The 26,187-nt window shown below is 43.0% G+C and carries 22 protein-coding genes and 2 tRNA genes; 15 read left to right on the top strand and 9 right to left on the bottom strand.

Features of this window, described 5'->3' with window-relative positions; all coding sequences use genetic code 11:
• Positions 1-68 precede the first annotated feature (68 nt).
• Positions 69-203 (top strand): hypothetical protein, encoded by a 135-nt coding sequence (locus BLW31_RS24695; RefSeq protein ID WP_022301701.1) that lies wholly within the window; start codon positions 69-71, stop codon positions 201-203.
• Between the two features lie 17 nt (positions 204-220).
• Positions 221-475: a hypothetical protein gene (locus tag BLW31_RS07490; RefSeq protein WP_010537412.1), complete on the top strand. Its 255-nt coding sequence runs from the start codon at positions 221-223 to the stop codon at positions 473-475.
• 82 nt (positions 476-557) lie between these two features.
• On the opposite strand, the gene BLW31_RS07485 is transcribed toward BLW31_RS07490, so the two are convergent.
• Positions 558-2,126: an ATP-binding protein gene (locus BLW31_RS07485; RefSeq protein WP_010537413.1), complete on the bottom strand. Its 1,569-nt coding sequence runs from the start codon at positions 2,124-2,126 to the stop codon at positions 558-560.
• Positions 2,127-2,481: 355 nt separating this feature from the next.
• On the opposite strand from BLW31_RS07485, the gene BLW31_RS07480 reads away from it, so the two are divergent.
• Together BLW31_RS07480 and BLW31_RS07475 are read left to right on the top strand one after the other, a co-directional pair.
• Positions 2,482-2,835: a type II toxin-antitoxin system RelE/ParE family toxin gene (locus tag BLW31_RS07480; RefSeq protein ID WP_029425458.1), complete on the top strand. Its 354-nt coding sequence runs from the start codon at positions 2,482-2,484 to the stop codon at positions 2,833-2,835.
• Complete coding sequence (locus BLW31_RS07475) at positions 2,801-3,103, top strand: helix-turn-helix domain-containing protein (protein ID WP_010537415.1); 303 nt, start codon at positions 2,801-2,803, stop codon at positions 3,101-3,103. The genes BLW31_RS07480 and BLW31_RS07475 overlap by 35 nt, the downstream gene beginning before the upstream one ends.
• Positions 3,104-3,179: 76 nt before the next feature.
• On the opposite strand, the gene BLW31_RS07470 is transcribed toward BLW31_RS07475, so the two are convergent.
• On the bottom strand, positions 3,180-5,294 hold the full coding sequence (locus BLW31_RS07470) for a virulence-associated E family protein (RefSeq protein ID WP_010537416.1): 2,115 nt from the start codon (positions 5,292-5,294) through the stop codon (positions 3,180-3,182).
• Between the two features lie 86 nt (positions 5,295-5,380).
• A complete protein-coding gene (locus tag BLW31_RS07465) occupies positions 5,381-5,611 on the bottom strand; it encodes a DUF4248 domain-containing protein (RefSeq protein ID WP_010537417.1) in 231 nt (76 codons plus the stop codon).
• Between the two features lie 193 nt (positions 5,612-5,804).
• Here BLW31_RS07465 and BLW31_RS07460 point away from each other — a divergent pair, with 193 nt between their 5' ends.
• The 3 genes from BLW31_RS07460 to BLW31_RS07455 are packed head-to-tail and all read left to right on the top strand — an operon-like array spanning position 5,805 to position 6,939.
• Positions 5,805-6,302, top strand: coding sequence for an HU family DNA-binding protein (locus tag BLW31_RS07460; RefSeq protein ID WP_010537418.1), 498 nt, complete (start codon positions 5,805-5,807; stop codon positions 6,300-6,302).
• A gap of 36 nt (positions 6,303-6,338) precedes the next feature.
• Positions 6,339-6,506, top strand: coding sequence for a hypothetical protein (locus BLW31_RS24390; RefSeq protein ID WP_167321002.1), 168 nt, complete (start codon positions 6,339-6,341; stop codon positions 6,504-6,506).
• Positions 6,493-6,939 carry an N-acetylmuramoyl-L-alanine amidase gene (locus BLW31_RS07455; RefSeq protein ID WP_010537419.1) on the top strand — a complete coding sequence of 149 codons (447 nt, stop codon included), beginning with the start codon at positions 6,493-6,495 and terminating at the stop codon, positions 6,937-6,939. Before BLW31_RS24390 ends, BLW31_RS07455 begins: the two co-directional genes overlap by 14 nt.
• Here the strand turns inward: BLW31_RS07455 and pflA are convergent.
• Positions 6,936-7,664, bottom strand: a complete 729-nt coding sequence (gene pflA, locus BLW31_RS07450) for a pyruvate formate-lyase-activating protein (RefSeq protein ID WP_029425459.1) — start codon at positions 7,662-7,664, stop codon at positions 6,936-6,938. The two genes, BLW31_RS07455 and pflA, sit on opposite strands and share 4 nt — an antisense overlap.
• 14 nt (positions 7,665-7,678) lie before the next feature.
• A complete protein-coding gene (gene pflB, locus BLW31_RS07445) occupies positions 7,679-9,907 on the bottom strand; it encodes a formate C-acetyltransferase (protein ID WP_010537421.1) in 2,229 nt (742 codons plus the stop codon).
• Positions 9,908-10,147: 240 nt separating this feature from the next.
• On the opposite strand from pflB, the gene BLW31_RS07435 reads away from it, so the two are divergent.
• From BLW31_RS07435 to BLW31_RS07425, 3 genes are all read left to right on the top strand, one after another.
• A tRNA-Ser gene (locus BLW31_RS07435) sits at positions 10,148-10,232 on the top strand.
• A gap of 106 nt (positions 10,233-10,338) precedes the next feature.
• Positions 10,339-10,426, top strand: a tRNA-Ser gene (locus BLW31_RS07430).
• Positions 10,427-10,656: 230 nt separating this feature from the next.
• On the top strand, positions 10,657-11,664 hold the full coding sequence (locus tag BLW31_RS07425) for a beta-ketoacyl-ACP synthase III (RefSeq protein ID WP_010537423.1): 1,008 nt from the start codon (positions 10,657-10,659) through the stop codon (positions 11,662-11,664).
• 104 nt (positions 11,665-11,768) lie between these two features.
• Here BLW31_RS07425 and nuoE read toward each other — a convergent pair whose 3' ends face one another.
• Genes nuoE through BLW31_RS07410 form a run of 3 tightly spaced genes read right to left on the bottom strand, consistent with a single transcriptional unit; the run spans position 11,769 to position 15,949 of the window.
• On the bottom strand, positions 11,769-12,245 hold the full coding sequence (nuoE, locus tag BLW31_RS07420; protein ID WP_010537424.1) for an NADH-quinone oxidoreductase subunit NuoE: 477 nt from the start codon (positions 12,243-12,245) through the stop codon (positions 11,769-11,771).
• 18 nt (positions 12,246-12,263) lie between these two features.
• Complete coding sequence (locus BLW31_RS07415) at positions 12,264-14,030, bottom strand: NADH-dependent [FeFe] hydrogenase, group A6 (protein ID WP_010537425.1); 1,767 nt, start codon at positions 14,028-14,030, stop codon at positions 12,264-12,266.
• 11 nt (positions 14,031-14,041) lie between these two features.
• On the bottom strand, positions 14,042-15,949 hold the full coding sequence (locus BLW31_RS07410) for an NADH-quinone oxidoreductase subunit NuoF (RefSeq protein ID WP_022302129.1): 1,908 nt from the start codon (positions 15,947-15,949) through the stop codon (positions 14,042-14,044).
• A 580-nt stretch (positions 15,950-16,529) separates the two neighbouring features.
• Between BLW31_RS07410 and BLW31_RS07405 the strand changes: the two genes are divergently transcribed.
• The 5 genes from BLW31_RS07405 to BLW31_RS07380 all read left to right on the top strand — a co-directional run bounded on the left by BLW31_RS07405 (position 16,530) and on the right by BLW31_RS07380 (position 24,856).
• Complete coding sequence (locus tag BLW31_RS07405; RefSeq protein ID WP_022302128.1) at positions 16,530-19,286, top strand: endo-acting ulvan lysase-like protein; 2,757 nt, start codon at positions 16,530-16,532, stop codon at positions 19,284-19,286.
• A gap of 206 nt (positions 19,287-19,492) precedes the next feature.
• Positions 19,493-20,860 (top strand): DUF5690 family protein, encoded by a 1,368-nt coding sequence (locus tag BLW31_RS07400; protein WP_010537428.1) that lies wholly within the window; start codon positions 19,493-19,495, stop codon positions 20,858-20,860.
• A gap of 12 nt (positions 20,861-20,872) precedes the next feature.
• Positions 20,873-22,024: an OprO/OprP family phosphate-selective porin gene (locus tag BLW31_RS07395; RefSeq protein WP_022302127.1), complete on the top strand. Its 1,152-nt coding sequence runs from the start codon at positions 20,873-20,875 to the stop codon at positions 22,022-22,024.
• 85 nt (positions 22,025-22,109) lie between these two features.
• A complete protein-coding gene (locus tag BLW31_RS07390; protein ID WP_010537430.1) occupies positions 22,110-23,546 on the top strand; it encodes a glycosyl hydrolase family 28 protein in 1,437 nt (478 codons plus the stop codon).
• A 938-nt stretch (positions 23,547-24,484) separates the two neighbouring features.
• Positions 24,485-24,856, top strand: coding sequence for a hypothetical protein (locus BLW31_RS07380; protein WP_010537432.1), 372 nt, complete (start codon positions 24,485-24,487; stop codon positions 24,854-24,856).
• A 110-nt stretch (positions 24,857-24,966) separates the two neighbouring features.
• On the opposite strand, the gene uxuA is transcribed toward BLW31_RS07380, so the two are convergent.
• Positions 24,967-26,154, bottom strand: coding sequence for a mannonate dehydratase (gene uxuA / locus BLW31_RS07375; protein ID WP_010537433.1), 1,188 nt, complete (start codon positions 26,152-26,154; stop codon positions 24,967-24,969).
• Positions 26,155-26,187 lie beyond the last annotated feature (33 nt).

Genomic DNA, 26,187 nt, shown 5'->3' with positions numbered 1-26,187 from the left:
CATTTCGGGAAGCAGGCAGTAGCTGTGCTTTCCGGAATGGCTTTTTTATAATCAATAAAAATAGTTTTATGGAAAATTCATTGAATGATGAATTGTTTTGTTCATTGAAAAATGAACTTCGTGAAGTAAACGCGCAAATCGATGTGCATAGTGAAAAACTGATGGATCTGCTTGACCAAAAAAAAGAATTGTCATCCAACTGATTCGGGAAGGAGAACATATGACGCCCCCCATTATCGAATATCGGGGAGATCCGAAACGGTACATTTCTGTAGTCTTGGGCGCTATTGACAGGGGCCGGTTGACTTATAATGGAGATGCAAACTGCGAGCAGACATTCCGCTCTTTGTCGGGTGTAATAGATGTTATAAGTCCTAAGAACGGGAAAGCACTAAGTGTGGAAACGTTGGTCTCGTATGAGAAGAAAGAACGTGCCGGAGAGTTTTCGGACTATTCGAAAGGAAATTCCGAATAGCCTGCTTTTATTGATGGGCTGATAAAAAATGTGGCGGAAATCTGAATGAATACTTGTGCAGATTGCCGCCACTTAGGTTTCATTACTCAATGGTCTCTATTAACCAACGATTTAAGTTCCGGCTTTCTGCACTAAATTCCACTCCGATCTTTATAATCTCTCTATGATCTGCCTGATAAGGAATCAAATATCCTTTTTCATCAATTTGTTTTAGTGCTTCTTCGACTGTTCCATTCAGCTTAAACTCAAATACATAGATATATTTCGGTGTTTTTACTACAGCGTCGGCACGTCCACGGGCACTGCGTACTTCGGCTTCGGTAAATTGTCCCATTAATTTGAATACCAAGTAGAAGATCACTTGATAATGCCGTTCGGTCTGGTCATTTAATTCGTATGGAATGTCTCCAAAGAAAGCTTCAAGGCGGGTAAGGAAAGAGTCGTAGTCGCCTGTCCGTAAATCCTGAACAAATTTGCCTATGTAAAATCCTTGGTCATTGTTCTTCATTGGTGTATAGAACGGCACAAGAAAATTGATGAATCCATAGCGCACTTCATCATTAGGAAAGGCAAGCAGATAATTTTGGAATTCTCTGTCGTAGTCCTTAATTGTTAAATATCCGCTTTGGTAAATCAATGGAATAGGGTTATTCGCGTCTACCCTATATTCTGCAAAAGAAGAAACAGGAGCTTCGATGCCATTAAGCAAAGTACGCAGATCATAGTCACTTTTTTGCAAAAGTTCGATCAAGAAAGTAGGTGTACCTGTTTGAAACCAGTAATTTCCCAATTCCAGTTTGCTGAAAGCATTCAATACACTAAATGGATTGAATACCCCATCGCCATCCGGGTGAAAATGGTAACCGTCATAATTGCGTTCCATCGCAGTTACTACTTCTTCCGGAGTCTGATGATTTTTCCGCCCGAAAGTTTCTATTTCGGGTTTAAATGTTGCAATCAGTTCCTCACGGGTGATGCCGCAAAGTGTTGCATAAGAGTAGTCCAGGCTAATATCATTCAGTTGATTCAGATCGCTGAATACGCTGACTTGTGAGAATTTTGTAACTCCGGTCAGGAATACAAATCTCAGATAACGGTCCGTACTTTTTAGTACTCCGTAAAAAGCTTTCAGCGATTGACGATATTCTTCAAGCAGTTCGAGGTTGGTGATGGCTTGCAGTAGTGGCTTATCGTATTCATCAACCAGCACGACTACTTGATGTCCGGTCTGTTCGCATGCTCTGCGAATGACGCCTCCGAAACGTGCGGAAGGAGTCTTTTCGTCAAGACCTTTTCCATATTGAAGTTCCCATTGGGTGAGATGATTGCTGAGAATATCATTTAGTTTCTCCGGCTTATCATACTTTTCTGCATTCAGGTCAAGATGGAGTACCGGATGTTCTGTCCATTCTGTTTCCATTTGTTCGATAGCAAGACCTTCGAATAGTTCTTTTTTACCTAGAAAATAGGATTCGAAGGTAGATAACAGCAGGCTTTTGCCAAATCGGCGCGGTCTGCTCAGGAAGTAAGGTTTTCCTAAATTAGCCATCCGCCATACCAATGCAGTCTTATCTACATAAAGATAATTCTTCCTTCGTATATCTTCAAAGGTTTGTATTCCAATAGGAAGTTTACGCATCAAGTTGTCCATATCTGATTCTTTTGATCTTTTGCACATCAAAGATAACAAATATTTCCTGAAGTCTGCTTCAATTGACAGGCTGATTTGAAAATGCGGTGAGAAATCGAAAAAAGACAGTTGTGTTTTTCTGATTTCCCGCCGTCTTTTTGGAGGAAGAAAAGGCAAAAAGTGAGAGGAGTGAGAGAGGATTTCTAACATTCGTATTTTTTTTAGAGAAATATAGAAAGTAGAAATAAAGAAATAAAATAGAAAAAGTTTCAATTCCTCTCTCACTCCTCTCACTTTTGTAGGTGAAGATGATGAAAAATAATATAAAACGAAAAAATGTGTTGTATAGTTGAACAACGTTTCGTATATTTGCGTTATGGAAAAGAAACGTAAGATCCGTACATACGGAGGTTACTTTGAGGCTTTCATGGAGACTTTAACCGAAAAGGAACAAGATAAAATTCAATATGGATTACTCTTGTTGAAAACACAAGAAAGACTCTCCGCTAAATTTGTGAAGTTTATTCGGGATGGAGTTTTCGAACTTCGTACAGAGTATAATAACAATATATACCGGGTCTTTTTCATCTTTGATGATGGTAATATTGTCGTGTTGTTCAATGGCTTTCAAAAGAAGTCACAAAAAACACCCAGTCATGAAATTGATAAAGCAGTAAAGATAAAGGAGGAATATTATGCAGATAAACAATCATCAAATAGTAGATTATGATGCTGTCCTTGATGCCAAATTTGGTGCAGAAGGTACTTCCGAACGTGCAGAGGCAGAAGAAAAGGCATACGCCTTTTACACAGGGCAGATTATCGGAGACGCGAGGAAAAAGGCTAAAATCACTCAGGCTGAATTAGCCCGGCGTATCGGTTCTGACCGTTCTTATATTTCAAGAGTAGAAAGTGGTCAGACGGAACCTAAAGTATCTACTTTCTATCGCATAATGAATGCGTTAGGCTGTAAAATAGAATTTTCAAAGATTTTGTAAAAACAATAAATGCAGAGTATCCGTCAAGATGACTCTGCATTTTGCTATATTCATAATTCATAGGTCTTTCCCGCTTCTACTCATACAGTCTGTTTGATTTTACCTGTTCGATATCTATAATAAACACAGCATAGCGGCGCCCGTTATTTCCTTTTTTTGACTCAAAGTGGTGTTTGGTCATCACCTTTCCCAACTGTATTTTTGACCCGATGGAATACTGGTAACCGGTACGCTCACGTATCAGTTCCGCAATCTCACTGACAGTCAGATAATGAATCTTCTCGAAACGGTCCGGCTTGCGGATATGCGTAAGTACCAATTCTTCTTCCGGTGAATGGAAGACGAAAGCCTCGTTATTCTCTTCAAGACGTTCATTTTCCGCCTGCGTGAACCAGTACTGATATCCCGGTTTGTTCAGCAGATATTTGATCTGAGCATAGAGCTGCGGATAATTGATGGTAATAAATTGGATGGAATTGGGATGAAAACAAAGGAAACGACGATTACCTGTCGTGTCGTGAAGCACTTCCTGATAATTACATGTTCCTGCAAAAGAAGCCGTATGAGGAAAATTTTGCGAACGGCGTGCATAAGGCAGACGGAAACTGATGACTTTGCGTGTTACCAAATCTTTGAATGCATTCAGTTCGCGACCACTCATGCCTTCAAACTCGTCGAGATTGATCAGCATAGCCTGTGTTATTTTTGCCAAATCATCTTTATTGTTCGAATTGATTAATCCGGTAGAAAGATAAGCACGCAGTTCGGGAGGCAGGAGGTTGTTGATAAAAGTCGTTTTCCCTATGTTCTGTATCTCGCTGCATAGCAAAAGTACCGTGTGATTGACAATGTTCTCCTGAGTAGCGGCTGCGCACATTGCTACCAGATAACGCTCCAGACATTCTGCCCAGAACTCCTGATGATTCGTCTGGACACTATCTGCAAGGATACGGATATAGTCGGTTCCGTCCCATTCGGGCAATAATTCAAAATATTCGCGAATAGGGTGGTACGTCTGGCTGAAATCGGAGTAGATCAGATTCTCGATCGTTTTGACAGTGCAGGAATATCCCAGCTCATTAATTTCTATCCAGATACTGTTTTCCATCATTTCATCCAGAATGCGGAAAGGTTCCGGTTGCTCTGAGGCGGGATGCCTTCTGCGATATTCCATAATATGCAGCACTTCGTTGTAGCGTGTCTCGTAGTTTTCGCTGATATGCTGCTCTATCCGTAATATCCGTTTCTGTGTACTATTCAACTTATAGGTCTTAAATTCATCGGTGTGAGAGTAGGCACTATTTATCAAAGAGTCTGTTTCGTCCGCCGGAAAGTCTGTAAACTGGCTTTTGATGAAAACGGACGCTTCTTCCTGCGGAATGCCGTAACGGTTGAATATGCATGAGAGATGATGCAGGTAATTGTTCCGGTTTCCTGCTGTGTATTTTTCGGACTTGTTGTGATAGTAGGTTAAAGTCAATACCAGAGAAGCGTTGTCGGAATGGGAGTTGAGCGCTGTTTCCTCATTCATCGGGTTGTCCTTCGGATGATTCTGTTGTTTGGGGGCGGAGGCACTTTTATTTTTTGAAGTCTTGTAGGACATAGGAGGTTGTGCCATGAGGAAAGCCTCGGCATCCGGATTGAAATAAATGTCCGGGTCGTAGGAGAACAAACAGGTACGCGCCACATCCTGACCGGAGGTATCGATTTCTATCTGACAGAGCTGGGCATACAGAGAGGCAAGCTTGGTGTAAACTGCATGGTGGAAGTTTGCTATTTCCTGAAGGGTTTCGGGCAAGGTTTCATCCGGATGGCATGCACGCACTACAATTTTCACTCCCATCCCTTTGGGACTGATGAAAACGATGCGGGTGTACCTGCATCCTCTGATTATAGGGAGAATCCGCGCTAATTCTTCTTCACTGAGATGGTCGATATCTATCACAATATGTCCCAGGTATTTGACGAGATTCTCTTTGGTACGCCTGCCTCTGTAACAGGCAGAAAAGGCGATGGCCGGCAACTCTTTTTTCTTTTCATTGGCAGCCTTTTCTCCTTGCTCTGCAAAGATGTGACGTATCTCTTCGACTCTTTTCCGGTAGGTGGAACTGGCGATGGCCGATACTATTTCTTCTTCAGTCATTTCTGCTATTACATAATAGAAGTTTTGGAATATGGTGAAATGTTTCATATTGATTGTAGTTGTTATTTGTCGGTGCAAAAGAACTTGTTTTTGAAAAGTTGTAAAGGAACTTTGTCTGTAATGGCAATAAGTTACTATGGTTCGCCTAAATAGTGTACGATGGTCGCCACTTGTTTCGGAGAGAGCAGGCGGTTTCGTGCACGATAGCCTTCATGTTCGAGTTCATTCAGCAGCGGGAGGTTACAGACAATCCAGCGGCGCAGAATTTGTAAGGCGACTTTGAGGCAAACATTGGGGTTGTAGAGATGGGCCAATTCCGCTTTGGTATACGTGCGGATAATAAAATAATTTTCGTTGTAGTTCATGATTCTTTTTTCTTGTTTTATGCTATAAAGTTACTGAAAAAAGAGGACTTGACAAAGAAATAACTTCACTTTTATTCGCTGAAAATCAGTGAACTTCGTTGGAGAATGTGGACTGTTGATAGTTGTGTATCTTTGTACTGTTAACAAAAGAGGAATGCATTCTTAATGTTTATAACTTTAAAATTATTTTATTATGGCAATGACAGTTTCTTATTCAGTAGTGCCGCGTAAGAACCCGGCAAAGAAGAGTGAACCGGCAAAGTACTATGCGCAAGCGCAAGCATCGGGTGAATTGGATTTTGAAGAGTTATGTGAGGCGATTACGAGTCGTTCCACTTGTACGGAGACAGATGTGCGTGCTGCTATTTCAGGTATTCTTTATGAGGTAAAACGTGCGTTGAAAGCCGGACGCATTGTTCGCTTGGGCGATTTGGGCAGTTTGCAGATCGGGTTGAATAGTGAGGGGGCTACATCGGTGAAGGAATTTACCGGTTCATTGATCAAGGGGGCGCATATCATTTTCCGTCCGGGGAAAACTTTGGCGGAGCTGATGAAGATTTTGAGTTATCAGCAGGTTTTGACCCGCGCTGTGGCACAGTCCGGTGCAGGAGGCGACAGCGGGGATGATCCGGACAAAGGTTCCGGTGGCAGCGGATCGGATGACGATGAGGCTCCGGACCCTACAGTGTGATTTTTTTAGTGGTAAGCAATTAAATGAAGATGTGAAATGAAAGAATTAGTAAGCAAGATTTTGGATGTGATCATGTATCTTATACCTTTCTTCGGTAAGAGGAAACGGAATAGGGTGGTGAGAGAGGTACGTTATAATGCTTCCTGTAAGGAGGTATGTGAAGTGAAAACTACTGAAAGGGAGAAAGACGATGAGAAAGATTAGTTTGATTGTGATTCATTGTTCGGCTACTCGTGTTGACCGTGACTTTACGGCAAAAGATGTGGATACTGCACATCGGTATCGTGGATTCTCGTGCTGGGGGTATCATTATTATATACGCAAGTCGGGAGAAGTGGAACCGATGCGGGATGAGGATACAGCGGGAGCGCATGCGAGAGGCTATAATGCGATTAGTCTGGGAGTGTGCTACGAAGGCGGACTGGATGAGAACGGTAAGGCTGCGGATACACGTACACCCCGTCAGAAAGAGGCGTTACATCATCTGGTAAAGGAATTGTTGCAGCGTTATCCGGAAGCAAAGGTGGTAGGGCACCGCGATTTGAGTCCGGATACTAACTACAACGGGATTGTAGATCCTTGGGAACGGATCAAGGAATGTCCCTGTTTTGAAGTAAGTGACGAATTTCCGTTCTAATTGACTACTACAGTAGTGAAATACTCCTTGAATACCTCCGCAGCTTGTTCTACTTGCTCGGGGGTATTTTCTTTTACATCTTTCAGTTTGTAATCCTGCTCCATGGCTTCGTACTTGTGTACTCCTAAGGTGTGATAGGGCAGAAGCTCTACACGCTGAATCATTTTATACGTTCCCAATGCTTTTCCCAATGCGCGGATATCTTCTTCAAAACTACTGTATCCGGGCACTAGTACATAGCGTAGCCAGAAAGGTTTCCCATGTTCTTCCAGCCAGGCAGCGGTGCGTAGTGTCTGTTCGTTGCTTCTTCCGGTCAGCGCTTGATGCCGGTTGGGATTGAACTCCTTTATGTCCAGCAGTACGAGATCGGTCAGCTTGAACAGTTCTTCCACTTCTTCGTTCCAGATTCCTCCATTACTGTCCAGACAAACATGGATTCCCTTTTCTTTCAGTTCGCGAACCAATGGTACCAGTGCCTTTGCCTGAAAGGTCGGTTCTCCTCCCGAAAAAGTGATTCCCCCGCGTTTGCCAAAGAAGGGACGCTGGCTCATTGCCATGCGGACAATTTCTTCCGGTGGGGTAGGCGTACCTCCCTTTCCTGCTATCGTATCCGGGTTGGCACAATACAGGCAACGGAAGTTGCATCCTTGAAGAAAAACGACGAGCCGTAAGCCCGGCCCGTCGAATGTTCCCATACTTTCGTATGAATGTACGTTTATCATCATAAGAGTATATAAGATTACATACGTTCGTGGAAGCTACGGCTGATAACTTCCAGTTGGTGTTCGCGGCTCAGTTTCACGAAGTTTACGGCATAACCGGAAACACGGATTGTCAGCTGCGGATATTTTTCAGGATGCTCCATCGCATCGTATAGCATGTCACGGTTCAGAACGTTCACGTTCAGGTGGTGTGCACCTTTGGTGAAGTAGCCGTCCATCATCGTTACGAGGTTCTCGATACGGTCTTCGTCGGTAGCTCCCAGTGATTTCGGAACGATAGAGAAGGTGTTGCTGATACCGTCTTGTGAGTCACGGTAACGAAGTTTCGCTACAGAACTCAAAGAGGCGATGGCACCATTCTTGTCACGTCCGTGCATCGGGTTGGCACCCGGAGCAAAGGCGACACCTTTGGCACGTCCGTCAGGAGTAGCGCCGGTCTTCTTTCCGTACATGACGTTCGAGGTGATGGTCAGCAAGGAAAGGGTAGGACGCGCATTCTTGTAAACCGGCAGTTTCTTCAATTCTTCGCTGAAGAAGTATACCAGGTCAACACCCAAGTGGTCTACCTTATCATTGTCATTACCGAAGCATGGGAATTCGCCTTCGATGTCGAAACCTTCTGTCAGGCCGATGTCGTTGCGGCGGGCAGTAACTTTTGCATACTTGATAGCCGATAATGAGTCGAGTGCAATGGAAAGTCCGGCTACACCGTAAGCCAGGTTGATGCGCGGGTTGGTATCTACAAGAGCCATCTGGGCTTTCTCGTAGTAATACTTATCGTGCATGTAGTGGATGATGTTCATTGCTTCGTTATATACGCGGGCAATTTCTGTCAGCACTTTCTTATAGTTGTCCATTACTTCTTCAAACTTCAGCGTGTCGCTTGTCAGCACAGGAATGTTTTTCACCATCACGGTGCCTGTATTCTCGCAACGTCCGCCGTTGATGGCAAGCAACAAGGCTTTTGCGAGGTTGCAACGTGCGCCGAAGAACTGGATCTGTTTTCCGATTTCCTGATAAGATACGCAGCAAGCGATTCCGTAGTCGTCAGACTGGCGTACTTCGCGCATCAAGTCGTCATTTTCATATTGGATAGATGAAGTGTCGATAGAAACCTTGGCACAGAATTCCTTGAATCCTTCCGGCAGTTCCGGGCTCCACAGTACAGTCAGGTTCGGTTCTGGTGAAGGACCGAGGTTGTACAGTGTTTGCAGGAAGCGGAAAGAAGTCTTTGTCACTTTGGTACGTCCGTCGTTGAGACGTCCGCCCAGAGATTCGGTCACCCAAGTCGGGTCGCCGGCAAAGATGTCGTTGTATGATTGCATACGCAGGTGGCGTACCATACGCAGTTTGATGACAAACTGGTCGATCAGTTCTTGTGCGTAAGATTCTGTAATGGTTCCCTTGCTCAATTCATATTCCATATAGATATCGAGGAAAGAAGAAACGTTGCCCAGTGACATGGCAGCACCGTCTTGTTCTTTTACGGCAGCGAGGTAAGCCATGTATACCCATTGCACAGCTTCCTGCGCAGTGTAGGCAGGACGGCTCAGGTCGAGTCCGTAGTATTCGCCCATTACCTTCATGTCTTTCAGTGCCTTGATTTGCTCTGCTACTTCCTCGCGCAGGCGGATACGGGCATCAGTCATCGGACCAGTCAGGTTGCGGAGGTCTTCTTTTTTAGCTTCAATCAGTCGGTCGATACCATAAAGAGCCATACGGCGGTAGTCACCGATGATACGTCCGCGAGCGTAGTTGTCGGGAAGTCCCGTGAGGAATCCCAGTGAACGGAACGAGCGGATTTCTTCGGTATATACGTCGAATACTCCGTCATTATGGGTTTTACGATAATGAGTGAAGATATCTTTTACACGATCGTCTACTTCTACGCCATTCTCGTGGCAAGCCTTGCTTACTACGTTGATACCTCCGAAAGGTTTGATGGCACGTTTCAAAAGTTCGTCTGTCTGCAGACCAACGATCAGTTCGTTTTCCTTGTCGATATATCCGGCTTTGTGAGATGTGATAGTAGATACGGTAACATTATCTAGCGAGCGGACACCGTTGTTTGCTCTTTCTTCTGCCAATGCTTCGAGGCAGCGGTTCCATACGGCTTTTGTACGTTCAGTAGGTCCTTCGAGGAAAGAAGCATCTCCGTAATACGGAGTGATATTGTGACTTACGAAATCTCTAACGTTGATTTCGCTGCTCCAAAGACCGTCTTTAAAGATCTTGTTTAATTCCATAAAATGATAAAATTAGAGGTTGTAGTTATCCTTTTCTTTAGAGCGCACAAAGTTACAATCATTTTTCATATAATCAGCATAAATATGCTCTCTTTTATGCTTTTCAACATAAAATACCTATTAATTGCTATCCTTAGGAAAAGATTCGATTATTTTTTGAGAGAAAACTCTTGCAAGTTTAAAATATCTTTGTACCTTTGCACCGCTTTTAACGAAAAGCACTTCTGATAAGGAAGTTCTGGAGAGGTGGCAGAGTGGTCGATTGCGGCGGTCTTGAAAACCGTTGTACTGCGAGGTACCCGGGGTTCGAATCCCTGTCTCTCCGCTGGAAAGCAGCTGTTCGGCTGCTTTTTTGTTTTTATGGAGGGTGATGACTCCGATATTCTGAAACGGAAACGGGGTGTTTCCAATGTTTTTATTGAGTTTTGAAAGGAGAGATGCTCGAGTGGTTGAAGAGGCACGCCTGGAAAGCGTGTATACGCCAAAAGTGTATCGCGGGTTCGAATCCCGCTCTCTCCGCAGAATATGAAACCATTTTATGCTATGCGGGGTTCTTTTCGTTTGTTTTTCAATTATGTACTTATCTGAATTTTAGTCAAAACTTCTCGGTCTTTAGCCAAAAGTTCTTTTCATAGGTAAAAGAGACTGGTATTTTTAGTAATCCTTTCTTGTATATCATTCTCTTTTCTGTATATTTGCGCCCGATATTTTTGAGATATCACATTTTTGTAATTCTGAAAATAGACTTGATGGATAAAATAAATGCGGTAATTACTGGAGTCGGAGGATATGTGCCCGATTATGTGCTGACTAATGATGAAATTTCTAAAATGGTCGATACCACTGACGAATGGATTATGGGGCGTATTGGTATCAAAGAACGACACATTTTGAATGAGGAAGGACTCGGGACTTCTTACATGGCTCGTAAGGCTGTAAAGCAGTTGATACAACGCACGAATACCAATCCGGATGATATTGACCTGATTATTGTTGCCACTACTACTTCTGATTATCGTTTTCCTTCTACAGCATCTATCCTCTGCGAAAGACTGGGATTAAAACATGCTTTTGCCTTTGATATGCAGGCTGTTTGCAGTGGTTTCTTGTATGCAATGGAGACAGGAGCGAATTTTGTCCGTTCGGGGAAGTATAAAAAGGTAATCATAGTGGGGGCTGATAAGATGTCTTCTATCATTGATTATACAGACCGCGCAACTTGTCCTATCTTCGGTGACGGTGCGGCTGCTTTCATGCTGGAACCAACGACAGAAGATGTAGGAATCATTGATTCCGTTTTGCGGACGGATGGTAAAGGGCTACCTTTCCTGCATATAAAAGCCGGAGGGTCTGTATGTCCGCATTCGTATTATACTTTGGATAATCATATGCAGTATATTTATCAGGAAGGCCGTACTGTATTTAAGTATGCTGTAGCCAATATGTCGGATGCATGCGAGGCCATTATTGCAAGAAATCATTTGACGAAGGAAGATATTGACTGGGTGATTCCTCATCAGGCCAACCAACGTATAATCACTGCTGTAACACAGCGTCTGGAAGTGCCATCGGAAAAGGTTATGGTCAACATTGAGCGTTATGGCAATACGAGTGCCGGCACGCTTCCGCTTTGTATCTGGGATTTTGAAAATAAACTGAAAAAAGGCGATAAGCTGATTTTCACTGCGTTCGGAGCAGGATTTGCCTGGGGAGCCGTTTACGTGAAGTGGGGATATGACGGAAAAAAGCTGAGCTAAAAAAGTCCGGTTTTAGATAGATGATATAGATAAAAAGCAAAGGGTCATCTCAAGATAAAATTTTCAAAGTGAGAGCTTTATCTTGAGATGACCTTCTTTTTGTTTTATTCCAGTTTCTCAATGATTTTCTTTACGTCTACCGGTTGTAACCGTCCGTACACCTTTTCACCGATCATCACTACCGGAGCTAATCCGCAGGCGCCTACGCAGCGCAGGCAGTCTAATGAATATTTTCCGTCGGGAGTGGTTTCTCCGACTTCGATGCCAAGTACCCGTTTGAATTCTTCCAATAATTTCTCTGACCCCCGTACGTAGCATGCCGTGCCCATACAGACGGAAATAGGATGCTTTCCTTTCGGAGTCATAGTGAAGAAGGTATAGAATGTCACTACCCCGTAGACTTTGGATACGGGAATTCTGAGTTTCGAGGCTATGATACGCTGCATCTCTTCAGGCAAATAGCCGTGCAGATGTTGCGCTTCATGCAAAATATTTATTAATTCGCCCGGATTGTTTCCATGCTTGTCGCAAATCGTTTTGACTTGTTCCACCACATCACAGGCTAGCTTTATATCTGACATAATACTACTTGTTTAAAGTTAATCGATCGATTTATTGAAATAATGCGTATGTAACAGCATTTCCGATTTCTCGCCCAGTGGTTTGCCGAGATATTCTTCATACAGTTTTTGAATATACGGATTTTCGTGAGATTTGCGTAAAGGTTTGTTGGCATCTTCACGGTAAAGGGCGTTGGCACGTGCATAAAGAACGTCTGAATTGCCGTGATGCAACGGTTGTCCGCCACCTCCGATACAGCCGCCGGGGCATGCCATGATTTCGATTACATGATATTCATTCTGTCCGTTTCGTATATCTTCCAGCAAATGCCGTGCGTTGCCTAGTCCGTGGGCGATGCCTACTTTCAGTTCAAATCCGTTTAGATGGATGGTAGCACGCCGCACACCGCTCAGTCCGCGTACCTGTTCAAAATTTACATTTTTCAGCGGTTCTCCGGTATAGATTTCGTAAACGGAGCGCAGGGCGGCTTCCATTACACCACCTGTCGTACCGAAGATGACACCGGCACCGGTAGATTCTCCCATAGGATTGTCGAACGGGCTGTCCAGTACGAGGGTAAAACCGATGTTGGCACGCTTTATCAGTCGTGCCAGTTCGCGGGTGGAGATGGAATAATCAACGTCGGGGATGCCGTTCACTTTAAATTCGTCACGGTCACATTCATATTTCTTAGCCAGACAGGGCATGATGGAGACGACTACCAGTTTCTCGCGGGGGATTCCCATTTTCTCTGCCCAGTAAGACTTGGCGATGGAGCCGAACATCTGTTGGGGAGAACGTGCGGTAGAAGGGATATCCAGCATATCCGGGAAATGATGTTCGAAGAAATTCACCCATGCCGGACAGCAGGAAGTCAAGATTGGTAGCCGAACGGATTTGTCGCCATCCAAGTAGCGTGTCAGTCGGTTCAGAATCTCAGAACCTTCTTCCATGATGGTCAGGTCAGCGGCAAAGTCTGTATCAAATACGTAGTCGAAGCCCAGTTCGCGCAAGGCGTAAACCATTTTTCCGGTTACCAACGTGCCGGGAGGTAACCCGAATTCTTCTCCCAAGGCGGCACGTACGGCGGGAGCTGTCTGAACAATTACGACTTTATCGGGATTGGCCAGGTCATCCAATAGGCGGTTGGTGTAGTCGCGTTCGGTCAATGCTCCTACAGGGCATACGGCTACACACTGTCCGCAGTAGGTACATTCACTGTCTTTCATCATTCTGTCGAATGCCGGTGCTATCGTTGTGTTGAATCCACGACGGATAGCTCCCAGTGCTCCGACTGTCTGTACATCATTGCAGACGCTTTCGCATCGTCGGCAGAAGATGCATTTGTCCATATTGCGTACAATGGAGGAGGTCACTTCCCGTTTGCGGGGAGAAAGTTCGCCACCGTTGAATGGCATCTCACGGATGTTGAAGCGCAGTGCCAGTGTCTGGAGTTCACAGTTTCCGCATTTGGGACAGGTGAGACAGTCGTTGGGATGATCGGACAGGATAAGTTCGGCTACTACTTTCCGGGCGTTCATCACACGCAGCGTACTGGTTTTTACTACCATCCCTTCCGTGCAACGGGTAGCGCAGGCGGGAGCCAGATTGCGACGCCCTATCACTTCGACTACGCAGATACGGCAGGAAGCGGGATTGTTTTTGATACAAGTGCCTTTCAAGTCGATGTGACACAGTGTGGGGATGTTGATGCCGATTTTACAAGCGGCTTCGAGGATCGTGCTTCCTTCGGGTACGGTAATAAAGTGACCGTCTATCTGGAGGGTGATTTGTTTTTCTTCCATAGCAATAGATTTTAGCAGACAAGAATAGCTTTGAATTTACAGCGTGCCATGCACATGCCGCACTTAATACATTTCTCAGGATTGATAACGTGAGGCTTGCGTACTAAACCACTGATGGCATCTGCCGGACAGTTCTTGGCACACAGATGGCATCCGATACAAAGTTCCGGATTAATGGTGTAGGTCAGCAACGACTTGCATTGTTTGGCGCGGCAGGTTTTGTCTCTGACATGTTCCAGATATTCGTCGTAAAAGTTGTCCAATGTGGATAAAACCGGATTCGGGGAAGTCTGTCCCAATCCGCAGAGTGCCGTATCCTTTATCACCTTTCCGAGAGTGGAAAGCGTGTCCAGGTCTTTTTCTGTACCTCGCCCTTCCGTTATCTTATTCAGCAGTTCCAGCAGACGTTTATTACCGATACGGCAGGGCGTACATTTGCCACAGGATTCTTCGACCGTAAAGTCGAGATAGAAACGGGCAACGGATACCATGCAGTCATCTTCGTCCATGACGATCATCCCTCCCGATCCCATCATGGAGCCGGCTACCAGTAGGTTGTCGAAATCGATAGGAGTATCCAGATGTTTCTCCGTCAGGCACCCACCCGACGGACCACCTGTTTGTACGGCTTTGAATTTCTTTCCACCTTTGATGCCTCCGCCTATTTCGTAAATAACTTCCCGCAAAGTGGTTCCCATTGGCACTTCGATGAGTCCGACATTGTTGATCTTCCCTGCAAGAGCGAATACTTTCGTTCCTTTGGAACGTTCCGTTCCGATAGAGGCGAACCATTCGGCTCCTTTCGTCAGTATAATAGGAATATTGGCAAGAGTCTCTACATTGTTCACGTTGGTTGGTTTGCCCAGATAACCGGATTCTGCGGGGAAAGGAGGTTTTAAAGTCGGTTCACCCCGTTTTCCTTCCATCGAGTGTATGAGGGCGGTTTCTTCACCGCAGACGAAAGCCCCTGCTCCATAACGTATCTCTATATCGAAACAGAAATCTGTTCCCAGAATGTGATCTCCCAATAATCCATACTCACGAGCTTGCTCAATCGCTTTTTTAAGACGGTTGATGGCAAGCGGATATTCGGCGCGGATATAGACCAATCCTTTGGAGGAGCCGATGGAATAACCACAAATGCACATTGCTTCTACAATAGAGTGAGGGTCGCCTTCCATGATGGAGCGGTCCATGAATGCGCCGGGGTCACCTTCGTCGGCGTTACAGACAACGTATTTTACATTTGATACTTGTTTTCCGGCAAATTCCCATTTCAATCCTGTAGGGAATCCGCCACCACCGCGTCCCCGTAGTCCGGAACGCTTGATAACGTCGATGACGTCGGCAGGCTGTTTGCAGAGCAGGCAGTCGGCTAATGCGAAGTATCCTTCCCGGGCGATGTATTCTTCTATATTTTCGGAGTCGATAAATCCGCAGTTGCGCAATGCGACACGAAGTTGCTTCCGATAGAAGTCCATGTGTTTGGAGTCACTGACGGTCTGTTCGGTTTTCGGGTCTGTGTAGAGCAGCCGTTCGATTCTTCGTCCTCCGATGATGTGTTCACTGATGATTTCCTCCGCATCTTCGGGAGTGACTTGGGTGTAAAATGTATTGTCCGGAATGATTTTTACGATGGGACCTTTTTCGCAGAAGCCGAAGCAACCTACTGTGATGACATCTACTTTGTCAGTAATCCCGTTTCTTTCAATGGCTTTTTGAAGATTTTCCATGATGCCTTGACTGGAAGAAGCTTTACAACCGGTACCTCCGCATATAAGAATCTGGAGATGTTTTGTTCCGGACGCCAGGCCGCAACATTTTTCGGAAACTTTTTCATTACTTTCTTCGCGCAATGAAAGATTGTGCTCCGCTCTCTTCCTGATTATTTGTAAATCATGGATAGATAGTATTTTCATAAGTATCAGAATTGTTAGATTTCTGCAAATATAATTCTTTGTTTGGAATTGGAGCTTTGTTTGGCGAAAATAAATATTCCTGTTTGGTGTAAGCCTGCGGAAGTATGGTATGAAATCTTTATTTTTAACACTTTTCGTTGACTGTATTAACTATAATAATGATACAAAAAAATTATCTTCGCATCGGAAAAGGGCGAATACCCATATGAATCCGACAATAGTTGGGGAGATTCGCAAGAATATTGTAGAGTAACTTATAGAGTCCTGCCGGAGCTGAGTCTGAATGGGGAAATGGTTCTTGCCCGAACTTTTTGTAGTTTCGATGGTAAGAATGTACAGCAAGGGTTTCGACAGGACGGGGAAACGTAAGTTGTCTCCCTGATATAAAGGGAAAAAAGGGGATTGTGATAGCCTGTAAGTAGAATGCTTGCAGGCTATCTTTTTGAACATATATAAGAATCCGGGGGAACAGGGGATCGGCATCTGTGAAAATAAAAACAACTCATCCGATACCGGTTAGGTAAATAATTCCTTATTTTCGTATTAAATACATAGCAAACGTAAATTAAGAAATGGAAGTATGAGGCGAATTTTGTTAGGATTGTGTATGCTGTTTTTCCTGAATATACACGGGCAAGAAATTCCATTGCCGGAAAAAATGCCGCAGGAGCATCCGAGAGTACTGACTACTCCGGAAGGAAAGAAAGAGACATGGAAGTTAATAAAGAAAGAGGCATGGGCACAAGATGTCTTTAATAAGCTGAAAGAACGGACAGATGTATATACACGTCGTACGGAAAGTCAGCCGGACTGGTTATTATCCCGTTTGGCAATGTATTGGAAGTTGCATGCGACGGAAGTCTACGTGAAGGGAGAAGTGTTCGACCATGCCGGAGGTGAAAAGGCGCCTGCTCCGACCGTACGTTATACCGGAACACGGGGAACGGCTGCCACACACGGTCGCCCTAAACTCGAGGATATAGTACCTTATGATGATAATGAAGACGGAAATGTGGCTTTCTGCAACAATGCCTTGGAAGGTCGTCCGCTGGAGAGTGTACATCCGTCCAAGACCGGACGTAATATTGAGAATCTGAATTGTGAGATACTGGGAATTGCCCGTGATGCCGCTTTCCTCTACTGGATGACGGGGGAGGAAAAGTATGCAAAACTGGCTGCCGGTGTCTTCGATACTTATATGACGGGGATTTATTATAGAAAGGTACCTGTTGACCTGAATCACGGGCATCAGCAGACATTGGTAGGGTTGACGTCGTTTGAAGTGATTCATGAAGATGCCCTGCATATTGTCGTTCCTTTGTATGACTTCCTGTATAATTATCTGAAATCCAACTATCCGGACAAGATGATAATTTATGCCGGAGCATTGAAGAAATGGGCAGATAATATTATAGCTAATGGAGTACCTCATAATAATTGGGATTTGTTGCAGGCACGATATGTCATGAATGTGGGACTGGTGTTGGAAGATAATAAAGAGTATACGGATGGAAAAGGACGCGAATACTATATTGACTACGTGATGAATCGTTCGAGCATCCGCCAGTGGAGTCTGACTAAGCTGGCTGATTATGGCTTTGACTCCGAAACAGGAATATGGGCGGAATGCCCGGGATACAGTAGCGTAGTAATCAATGACTATGCGAACTTCGCTAATCAGTTTGACCATAATCTGCAATATGACTTGGTAGCAGCAATGCCTGTATTGGCAAAAGCTGTAGCGGCTACTCCTCAGTATCTTTTTCCTAATAGGATGATCTGTGGTTTTGGAGATACGCATCCGGGTTATTTGAATACGAACTTCTTTATCCGGATGATACAGAATGCGCAGGCGAACGGAAAAAAGGAACAAGAACGTTACTTTACAGCTTTGTTGAAATGTCTGAATCCGGTAGCCGACAACGAAAAAGAGGGTAAGAAGAATGTCCGGGTATCTGTCAATTCGTTCTTTGAAGACAAACCGTTAGTACTGGACCCGAAAGTACAGGCGGGGAAAATAGAAGACTATGTATCTCCTTTATTCTATGCTCCCAATGTATCATGGCTGGTACAGCGGAATGGAATGGATTCACGCAACAGTCTGATGATTTCGTTGAATGCAAGTGAAGGTAATCATATGCATGCGAACGGGATTTCGATGGAACTTTACGGGAAAGGATATGTGTTGGGACCGGATGCGGGTATCGGACTTTTCTTATATAGTGGTCTGGATTATGCTGAATATTACTCTCAGTTTCCTAGTCATAATACAGTTTGTGTAGATGGTATTTCGAGTTATCCGGTGATGAAAAGTAATCATTCTTTCGACTTACTTTCTTGTTTTCCGGCCACGGCTGAATCGGGAAGCGGATTTACTTCCGTCACATATAGCAATGTGGCTTTCCGGGAGCCGGAAAGCCGGGCAGATCAGACTCGCATGATGAGTATTGTTACTACCGGGCCGGAGACAGGGTATTATATCGATGTATTCCGAAGCCGGAAAGAACAGGGAGGCGATAAAATGCACGATTATTTCTACCATAATTTAGGGCAGACAATGACGCTTACGGCTGCTGATGGTACAGACTTGAATTTACAGCCTACCGAAGAATTAGCTTTCGCAGGGGCTCATCTTTATGCTTATTCCTACTTATATGATAAGAAGGTGGCTGCTACCGATAAAGATGTGAAAGTGACTTTTACAATTGACATGAAGGATAAAGACGGAGATGATATTTCTATGAACCTTTGGATGAAGGGGGAGCCGGAACGGGAAGTATTCACAGCATTGGCACCGATGACTGAAGGGTTGAGCCGTATTCCCGGTATGCCTTATAATATAAAGGAGCAACCTACTTTGACTTTTGTCGCCCGCCAGCATGGAGAGGCATGGAACCGTCCTTTTGTCGCTGTTTATGAACCTAGTACGCGGAAAGAACCTTCGGCTATTGAGGCAGTTTCCTTTTTTGATGCGGAAGAAGCCGGTTTGAAAGACTTTGCAGGTATCTGTGTCGAAAGTAAAAACGGACGTACAGATCATATTTTCTCTTTGTCCGATTCGTCGCAAACCGCTACCTATCGGGGGATGAAAGTGAAAGCGGACTACGCTGTAATCAGTAACGAATATGCGGGAAACCGGACATTCTTTTTGGGAAATGGGACGCAGTTGATTACACCGGATGTTAGTATCCGGACTTCAGCAGCTGCTAATGTGTTGCTTGAACAGAAGCAGGGAAAATGGTATATTCTTTCTTCTGCTCCCTGCACAATAATGATTGACGGAAAAAACGTACAATCCGGAGTAACGTCTAAATCGACTTTATTGGCTGTGCAATAAGGATCATTTCATAAGATGAAATAATGGAATAAAAAAGGACTGTTAAATCTCTTTTTTATTCCATTTATAAGAAAAAGCAGTTACATAAACATTACATTAATATTACCTCGGATTCTGCTTGATAATGAAGAAAATGAATCTCTATAATTCATTTATCTCCTCGCTGTTCCACGCTACTTTTGCCTCAGAAATCAAAAACGAAAAGTATGAAAACGATTACTGAGGCAAAGTTGAAACTAAGTGCTAACAAGAAACTGTCTGATTTACTCTTTATCTTATGGGCTGGCGGAGCAGCTCTTCTTTCTTACTCTCTGGTATACGCGCTCCGCAAACCATTTACAGCTGCTACTTTTGACGGATTGGAAGCTTTCGGTCTTGACTATAAAGTTTTGGTTACCATTATTCAGATTTTGGGCTATCTGATAGCTAAGTTTATCGGTATCAAATTGATATCCGAATTGAAAAGGGAGAATCGTTTGAAGTTTATTCTTGTCTCTATTGCTGTGGCAGAACTGTCGCTGGTTGCATTTGGATTACTTCCTGCTCCTTATAATATGTTTGCAATGTTTTTTAATGGACTTTCATTGGGATGTATGTGGGGAGTAATTTTCAGCTTTATTGAAGGGCGCAGGACGACGGATATTCTGGCGAGTCTGTTAGGAATCAGTATTGTGATCAGTTCGGGGACAGCGAAGTCGATCGGACTTTTTGTGATGAATACTTTGAATGTCAGTGAGTTCTGGATGCCGGCGTTGATCGGTGCTTTTGCACTTCCTTTGTTGGCATTGCTAGGCTATAGCTTAACCCGCTTACCGCAACCGACTGAGCAGGATATCGAGCAAAAAAGTCATCGGGTCACCTTGAATGGGAGACAGCGGAAAGAACTGTTCATTGATTTCATGCCTTTCCTCATCTTACTGTTTGTCGCCAATTTGATGTTAGTAGTGCTTAGAGACATAAAAGAAGATTTTCTTGTGAAGATTATTGATATGAGCGGGCATTCTTCGTGGATGTTTGCACAAGTGGATACGGTGGTCACATTAATCATTCTCGCTTTATTCGGAGCAATGGTTTTTGTCAGAAGCAATATAAAAGTATTGGTCGTTTTGCTTGGACTGGTAGTGATGGGGACAGCTACGATGAGTTTTGTTTCGTTCAACTATGATTCTCTGCAATTGGATGCCATCACTTGGCTGTTTGTGCAGAGTCTGTGTCTTTACGTTGCTTATCTTTGTTTTCAGAGTATCTTCTTCGACCGTTTTATTGCTTGTTTCAAGATAAAAGGCAATGTAGGCTTTTTCATTGTGACAATTGACTTCATCGGTTATACAGGCACTGTATTGGTACTGATGTTTAAAGAGTTTGCCCATACAGAAATTAACTGGCTGGAGTTTTACAATCTGTTGTCCGGTTATGTGGGGCTGATCTGCACGGTTGCTTTTACTTGCTCCATGATTTATTTGATACAGCGCTATAAAAAAGAGAAGCTACTGAAGAAAGAACGGGAAGCAGGATTATCCGGGGGGATAAAGTTTGTGGGTGAAGGAATGGAATCTACCCTGTCACAAATCTGAAAAAGAGGACTGATGAAACGAATGAAATATAGCTTGATATTCTTTCTTTTTTTGTTGTCTATGCTGGTCGTTCCGACGATCACAGCTCAAAATGCTACGGATGAGATACAGTATAAGATAACCGGACGCATGTTGATGGACGGCGGTATCTATTTAAAGAATCCGGTGGATTTTGGAAACGGAACGGAGTTTAACGATCTTCGTATAGGTATGAAGGCTACTTACCGGAATTGGAAGATGAAACTGGAGATGGGATATGCAGGGAATAAAGCTGCGATTAAGGATGCCTTTGCCACCTATTCTTATAAGAAGCATTCCATTCAGGTCGGTCAGTTCTATGAACCGTTTAGTCTGGATATGCTTTGCAGTACGTTTGATCTTCGCTTTAATCAATCACCGGGTGTTGTTCTGGCATTAACGAATAGTCGGCGTATGGGAGTGGCTTATTCTTATAATGCAAAACATTACTATCTGTGTGGCGGATTGTTTACCGATAATGATTTAAGTAACTTGAAAAATGTGTCGCAGGGATATGCCATTGATACCCGTTTGGTGTATCGTCCTGTTTATGAAAAAGGAAAACTAATTCATCTGGGAGTGGCTGCCACCCGTCGTACACCGGATGGTGTACTTCCGGAAGATGGAAATAAGGATACATTCACTTATAAATCTGTGGGAGTGAGTACCATTGATAATCGTACATTGGTCGTGGCAAATGTAGATAATGCAGTATCACAGTTTAAAATAGGAACGGAGTTGCTCATTTATTATCATAAATTCTTTCTGCAGAGTGAATACATCCGTACTCATGTCAATAGACAACATAATTTTAGAGATTATGTGGCACAGGGAGCGTATATACAATGTTCCTGGTTATTGCTGGGGCATCATTATCTGTATGATGAAGAAGTGGCGTGTCCGGGAAGACCGGAAGGAAAAAGCCTTGAACTGTGCGCGCGATTTAATTATCTCACTTTGAATGATTCCTCTGCGGGAATTGAAGGAGGCAGGCAGAAAGATTTCTCCGTAGGACTTAATTACTATCTGAATAAACATATCGCAATCAAACTGAACTATAGCTATTTCCTTCCCGGAGCGAATGTGAAGGTAATTGATAAAAACGACTTTAGTGTTTTGCAGGGACGATTTCAATTCATCTTCTAAGTTTTCATGAATAAATCGGATAGAGAATAGGTAGATTTTCTTTATTGTTCGTAGTATTATAAAAAGATTTTTATTCGATACTATCATGAAAAAATATGTATTCTTATTATTTGCAGCATTATTGGGTAGTGTGACTTGTGTTTTTGCCAAAGACACGCTTGTAACTTGGAATGCTCCGGCAGGAGTTGCCTTAAATAGTGATTTTACAGTTAAAGTCCGTCAGCTGGATGGAGAATGGAACACATTGTCTACCTACCTTATCAAGGTAGATGAGGTAAGAGATACGAAACATTATGTAGAACGTGCTTCGATGGCAACCTTTGATTTTACAGGGAAGGTAGAAGTGGCTGTAACCTATAATTGGGGAGAAGTGCAGACAGCAAAAGTCCGTCCTCTTTCGTATGATATCCCGTTTCAGATCAATGGTAATACCGTTACTTTTACATTAGAACGTCCGCGAAATCTGTCAGTGGAAGTGAACGGAGATATTTTTCATAATCTTCACTTATTTGCAGGACATCCGGAAAGAATGATCCCTGACAAAGATGATCCGGAAATACTTTACTATGGTCCTGGAATACATACAGTAGAAAATGGAGAATTGAAAGTTCCTTCCGGTAAGACTGTCTATCTGGCGGGAGGAGCTGTCTTAATGGGGCGTATTCTGATTGAAAATGTGCATGATGTAAAATTGCTGGGAAGAGGAATTATCGATTATTCCATAAAAGGAGGCATTCGTATAGCAAATTCCCGTAATGTCTATGTAGAAGGAATTGTAGCTACACAGTGTGCAACAGGAGGATCGGAAAATGTCACGATCCGTAATGTCAAAAGTATTAGTTATTATGGATGGGGAGATGGCATGAATGTTTTTGCGAGCAATAATGTATTATTTGATGGTGTTTTCTGCCGCAACTCAGATGATTGTACTACTGTGTATGGAACCCGTCTGGGATTTGAAGGAGGTTGTCGGAACATAACCATGCAGAATTCCACCCTTTGGGCAGATGTGGCCCATCCTATTTTTATTGGAATCCATGGTAATTCAAAAGCACCCGAAGTTCTGGAAGATCTGAATTATATCAATATTGATATTTTGGACCATCGTGAGAAACAGATAGATTATCAAGGATGTATGGCTATTAATGCCGGTGATAATAATCTAATACGCAATGTTCGTTTCGAAAACATCCGTGTTGAGAATTTCCGTCAGGGGCAACTTGTCAATTTACGTATCTTTTATAATGAGAAATACTGTACAGCCCCTGGACGAGGTATTGAAGACGTCTTGTTTAAGAATATATCCTATACCGGAGAGAATGCGGAACTTTCTATTATTGAAGGATATGATGAGAAACGTAAAGTAAAGAACATACGTTTCGAAAACTTGAGAATAAATGGAAAACTGATTGATGATCATATGCTGGACAAACCTCAGTGGTACAAGACTTCTGACATGGCACGTATTTACGTAGGGCCTCATGTGGAAAATATTGTATTCACGAGTGACTCCTTTGAGTAAAGTTAAAACCGAAGTTCGTGAATACATGCGTTGTTATCGAATGGTTTAGGGGTCGGGTAGGCAAATCTCTTTTATTATTCGTAATACGGAATAAAACATAGTTTTGCGCATATTTCAAATTGTATAATAGATACAAAGTTTGAAATGAATATAGTAAAAAGATTGTTGAAAAGACGGCTTTATTACGAATGGGTATATCAAAGGTATAAAGGTGAAACAGCTCTTCATCTTTCATTAATATCTCTTTTCTTGAATATAGGCAGATAAGTTCGGTTGTATTGGAGATAAACTTCTTCTTCTCTAATACCAAACTCTTTTTGCGCTTATTCCAAACTTAAAATGCAACCTTTGTTTTTATAAACGCAAGTTGCGTTTATAAAAACAAAGGTTGCATTTGTAAAAACAAAGCTTGCGTTTATAGATTGATTGCCGATAAAGATAGCTTTGCTATTAATCAAAAGGAAGTTTGTCTCCAGTCAAGCAGAACTTATCTGCCTATATTCCAGAGAGAAAGTCCGGTCAATCAGAACCAAGGCAATACAGGATGTGATGTTTGAGCCATACGATACTCTCCTAAGAGAAAAAATAGATGTTTTGGGAAATAGTAGAAGAAAAACAGTTAATTTTGTAGGAAACTCTTTGTTACTCCTTGATTCTCCGGGTGCCGAATATAGCTCTTTCAATGATAAAGATTGGGAAACGGTAGGTTTGCCGCATTCTTTTAGTATCATAGACTCTGATATAAGTATGTGCGAAGCATTTTTTAAGGAGAAATAAGGGTATTACCCTAGTAATTTGTAGAAAAATATAGAAAAAGAGCAGGAGAATGATCATTATGATATTATAAATTACTATTTTTGTGCACTCTGTAACAGGATGATATTCTTATCCTGATAGTTGAACCGTTGAGCATGTTTTATATTATAAATGATAGATATATGAAATTATTAGTTTTTATTTCGTTATTTGGAGGTTTATTGTTAGCCTCTTGCGGTGGCAGTAGTTCACAAAAAAATGCAAGTACACAAGAAGTAAATCCGGCAGATACTATTTATTTAGGTGATTTACGTGAAAAATTTGAAGGAGACAGCATATTCTTTAAAGTTGTTGCTCCTGATTTGATGCTGATGGATTATCAGTATTTCTGGGCAGCTACAGAGTCTGAAGCAGTAGAGAAGGGACTGACCAAAGAATATTATAAGCGTGTTAAGAAAGAAATTTCAGAAACCAATGAAGCGATTAAAAAAGGTGTAATGAAAGGTGCGGATGTGAAACGCATACCGGATTTCCAGGAAGCACAAAAGAAATAAATCATTTTAGAAGAATATGACCGTTTCTATATAAATAAAAAAGAAGGGAGATGTTAAATACGACATTCTCCCTTCTTTTTTATCTGTATAGGATGTCTGGTGAAAAAGAATCATAACTCCATCTGACGCTGCATTTCATCATCTACCACGGCCATCATCCCTTCCACTTGCGCCAGAGCCAACATACGTCCGTGGAAAGAATAGCCTGGATTGTACCCCTTGTCTTCATCTCCCAGCATCATTCTGCCATGATCGACGCGCATAGGTAATCCCGGATTTTCTTTCTCAAAGATTCGGATAAGGTCAATGATATGTCCTCTTCCTGCAAGATGCGAACTTTCTATGAAGTTTCCTCCCGCTATGGAGGCAGTGCTGCGAAGGTGGACGAAATGAGTGCGTTTAGCAAACTTCTTTGCTAATTCACGTGTGTCATTATGCTCACCGGCACTCAGAGAGCCGGCACAGAATGTCAGACCGTTGTGTGGATTGTCCACGGCATTCAGAAACCATTCTATATCTTTTTCATTGGTAACGATACGTGGTAATCCTAATACCTGAAATGGGGGATCATCAGGATGTACACACATGTTGATATCATATTCTTCACATACAGGCATGATTGCGGTCAGGAAATAGTGCATGTTCTCACGCAAAGTTTCCCGGTCGATATCTTTGTACAGAGCAAGCAATCGTTTGAAGATAGCGACCGGATTTTTGTCCCCTTCCTTGATGTTACCGTTGACAAAGCCCTGAGTCTTAACAATGATGGTATCGATTAGAGCTTCTTTTTCTGTTTCAGTGATCACTTTGTCGAGTTCATTTACTTTATGAAGCTCCTCTTCGGTGTAATCTTTCTCTGCTCCCTCACGTCCCAATATTCTGATATCGAAGTAAGCAAAACGAATACGGTCATAGTACAACGAACTGGTACCATCCGCCCAAGGATGCTGCAAGTCTGTGCGTATCCAGTCGATAACCGGCATAAAGTTATAACAAACAGTTTTTACTCCGCATTTACCCAAATTGGCAAGACTGACTTTGTAGTTTTCTATCAGCTGTTCACGTTCTGTTCCCCCGTATTTGATCGCTTCGCATACAGGTAAACTTTCCACTACAGACCAGCGAAGTCCATATGACTCGATATATGACTTTAAATCACTGATAGCCTCTGTTGTCCATATTTCTCCATTGGGTACGTCATGCAAAGCTGTGACAATCCCTTCTACACCTATTTGACGGAGCATTGGCAAGGTAATCTTGTCTTTTTTCCCGAACCATCTCCATGTTTTTTCCATCATAGTTTCTTTTCTTTTGAGGAACTAGAATAATAA

Origin of the sequence: Bacteroides faecis MAJ27, assembly GCF_900106755.1 — a bacterium.
Taxonomy (GTDB): domain Bacteria; phylum Bacteroidota; class Bacteroidia; order Bacteroidales; family Bacteroidaceae; genus Bacteroides; species Bacteroides faecis.
The sequence above is the reverse complement of the archived record's forward strand: the minus strand, read 5'-3'. Positions and strand labels throughout refer to the sequence as shown.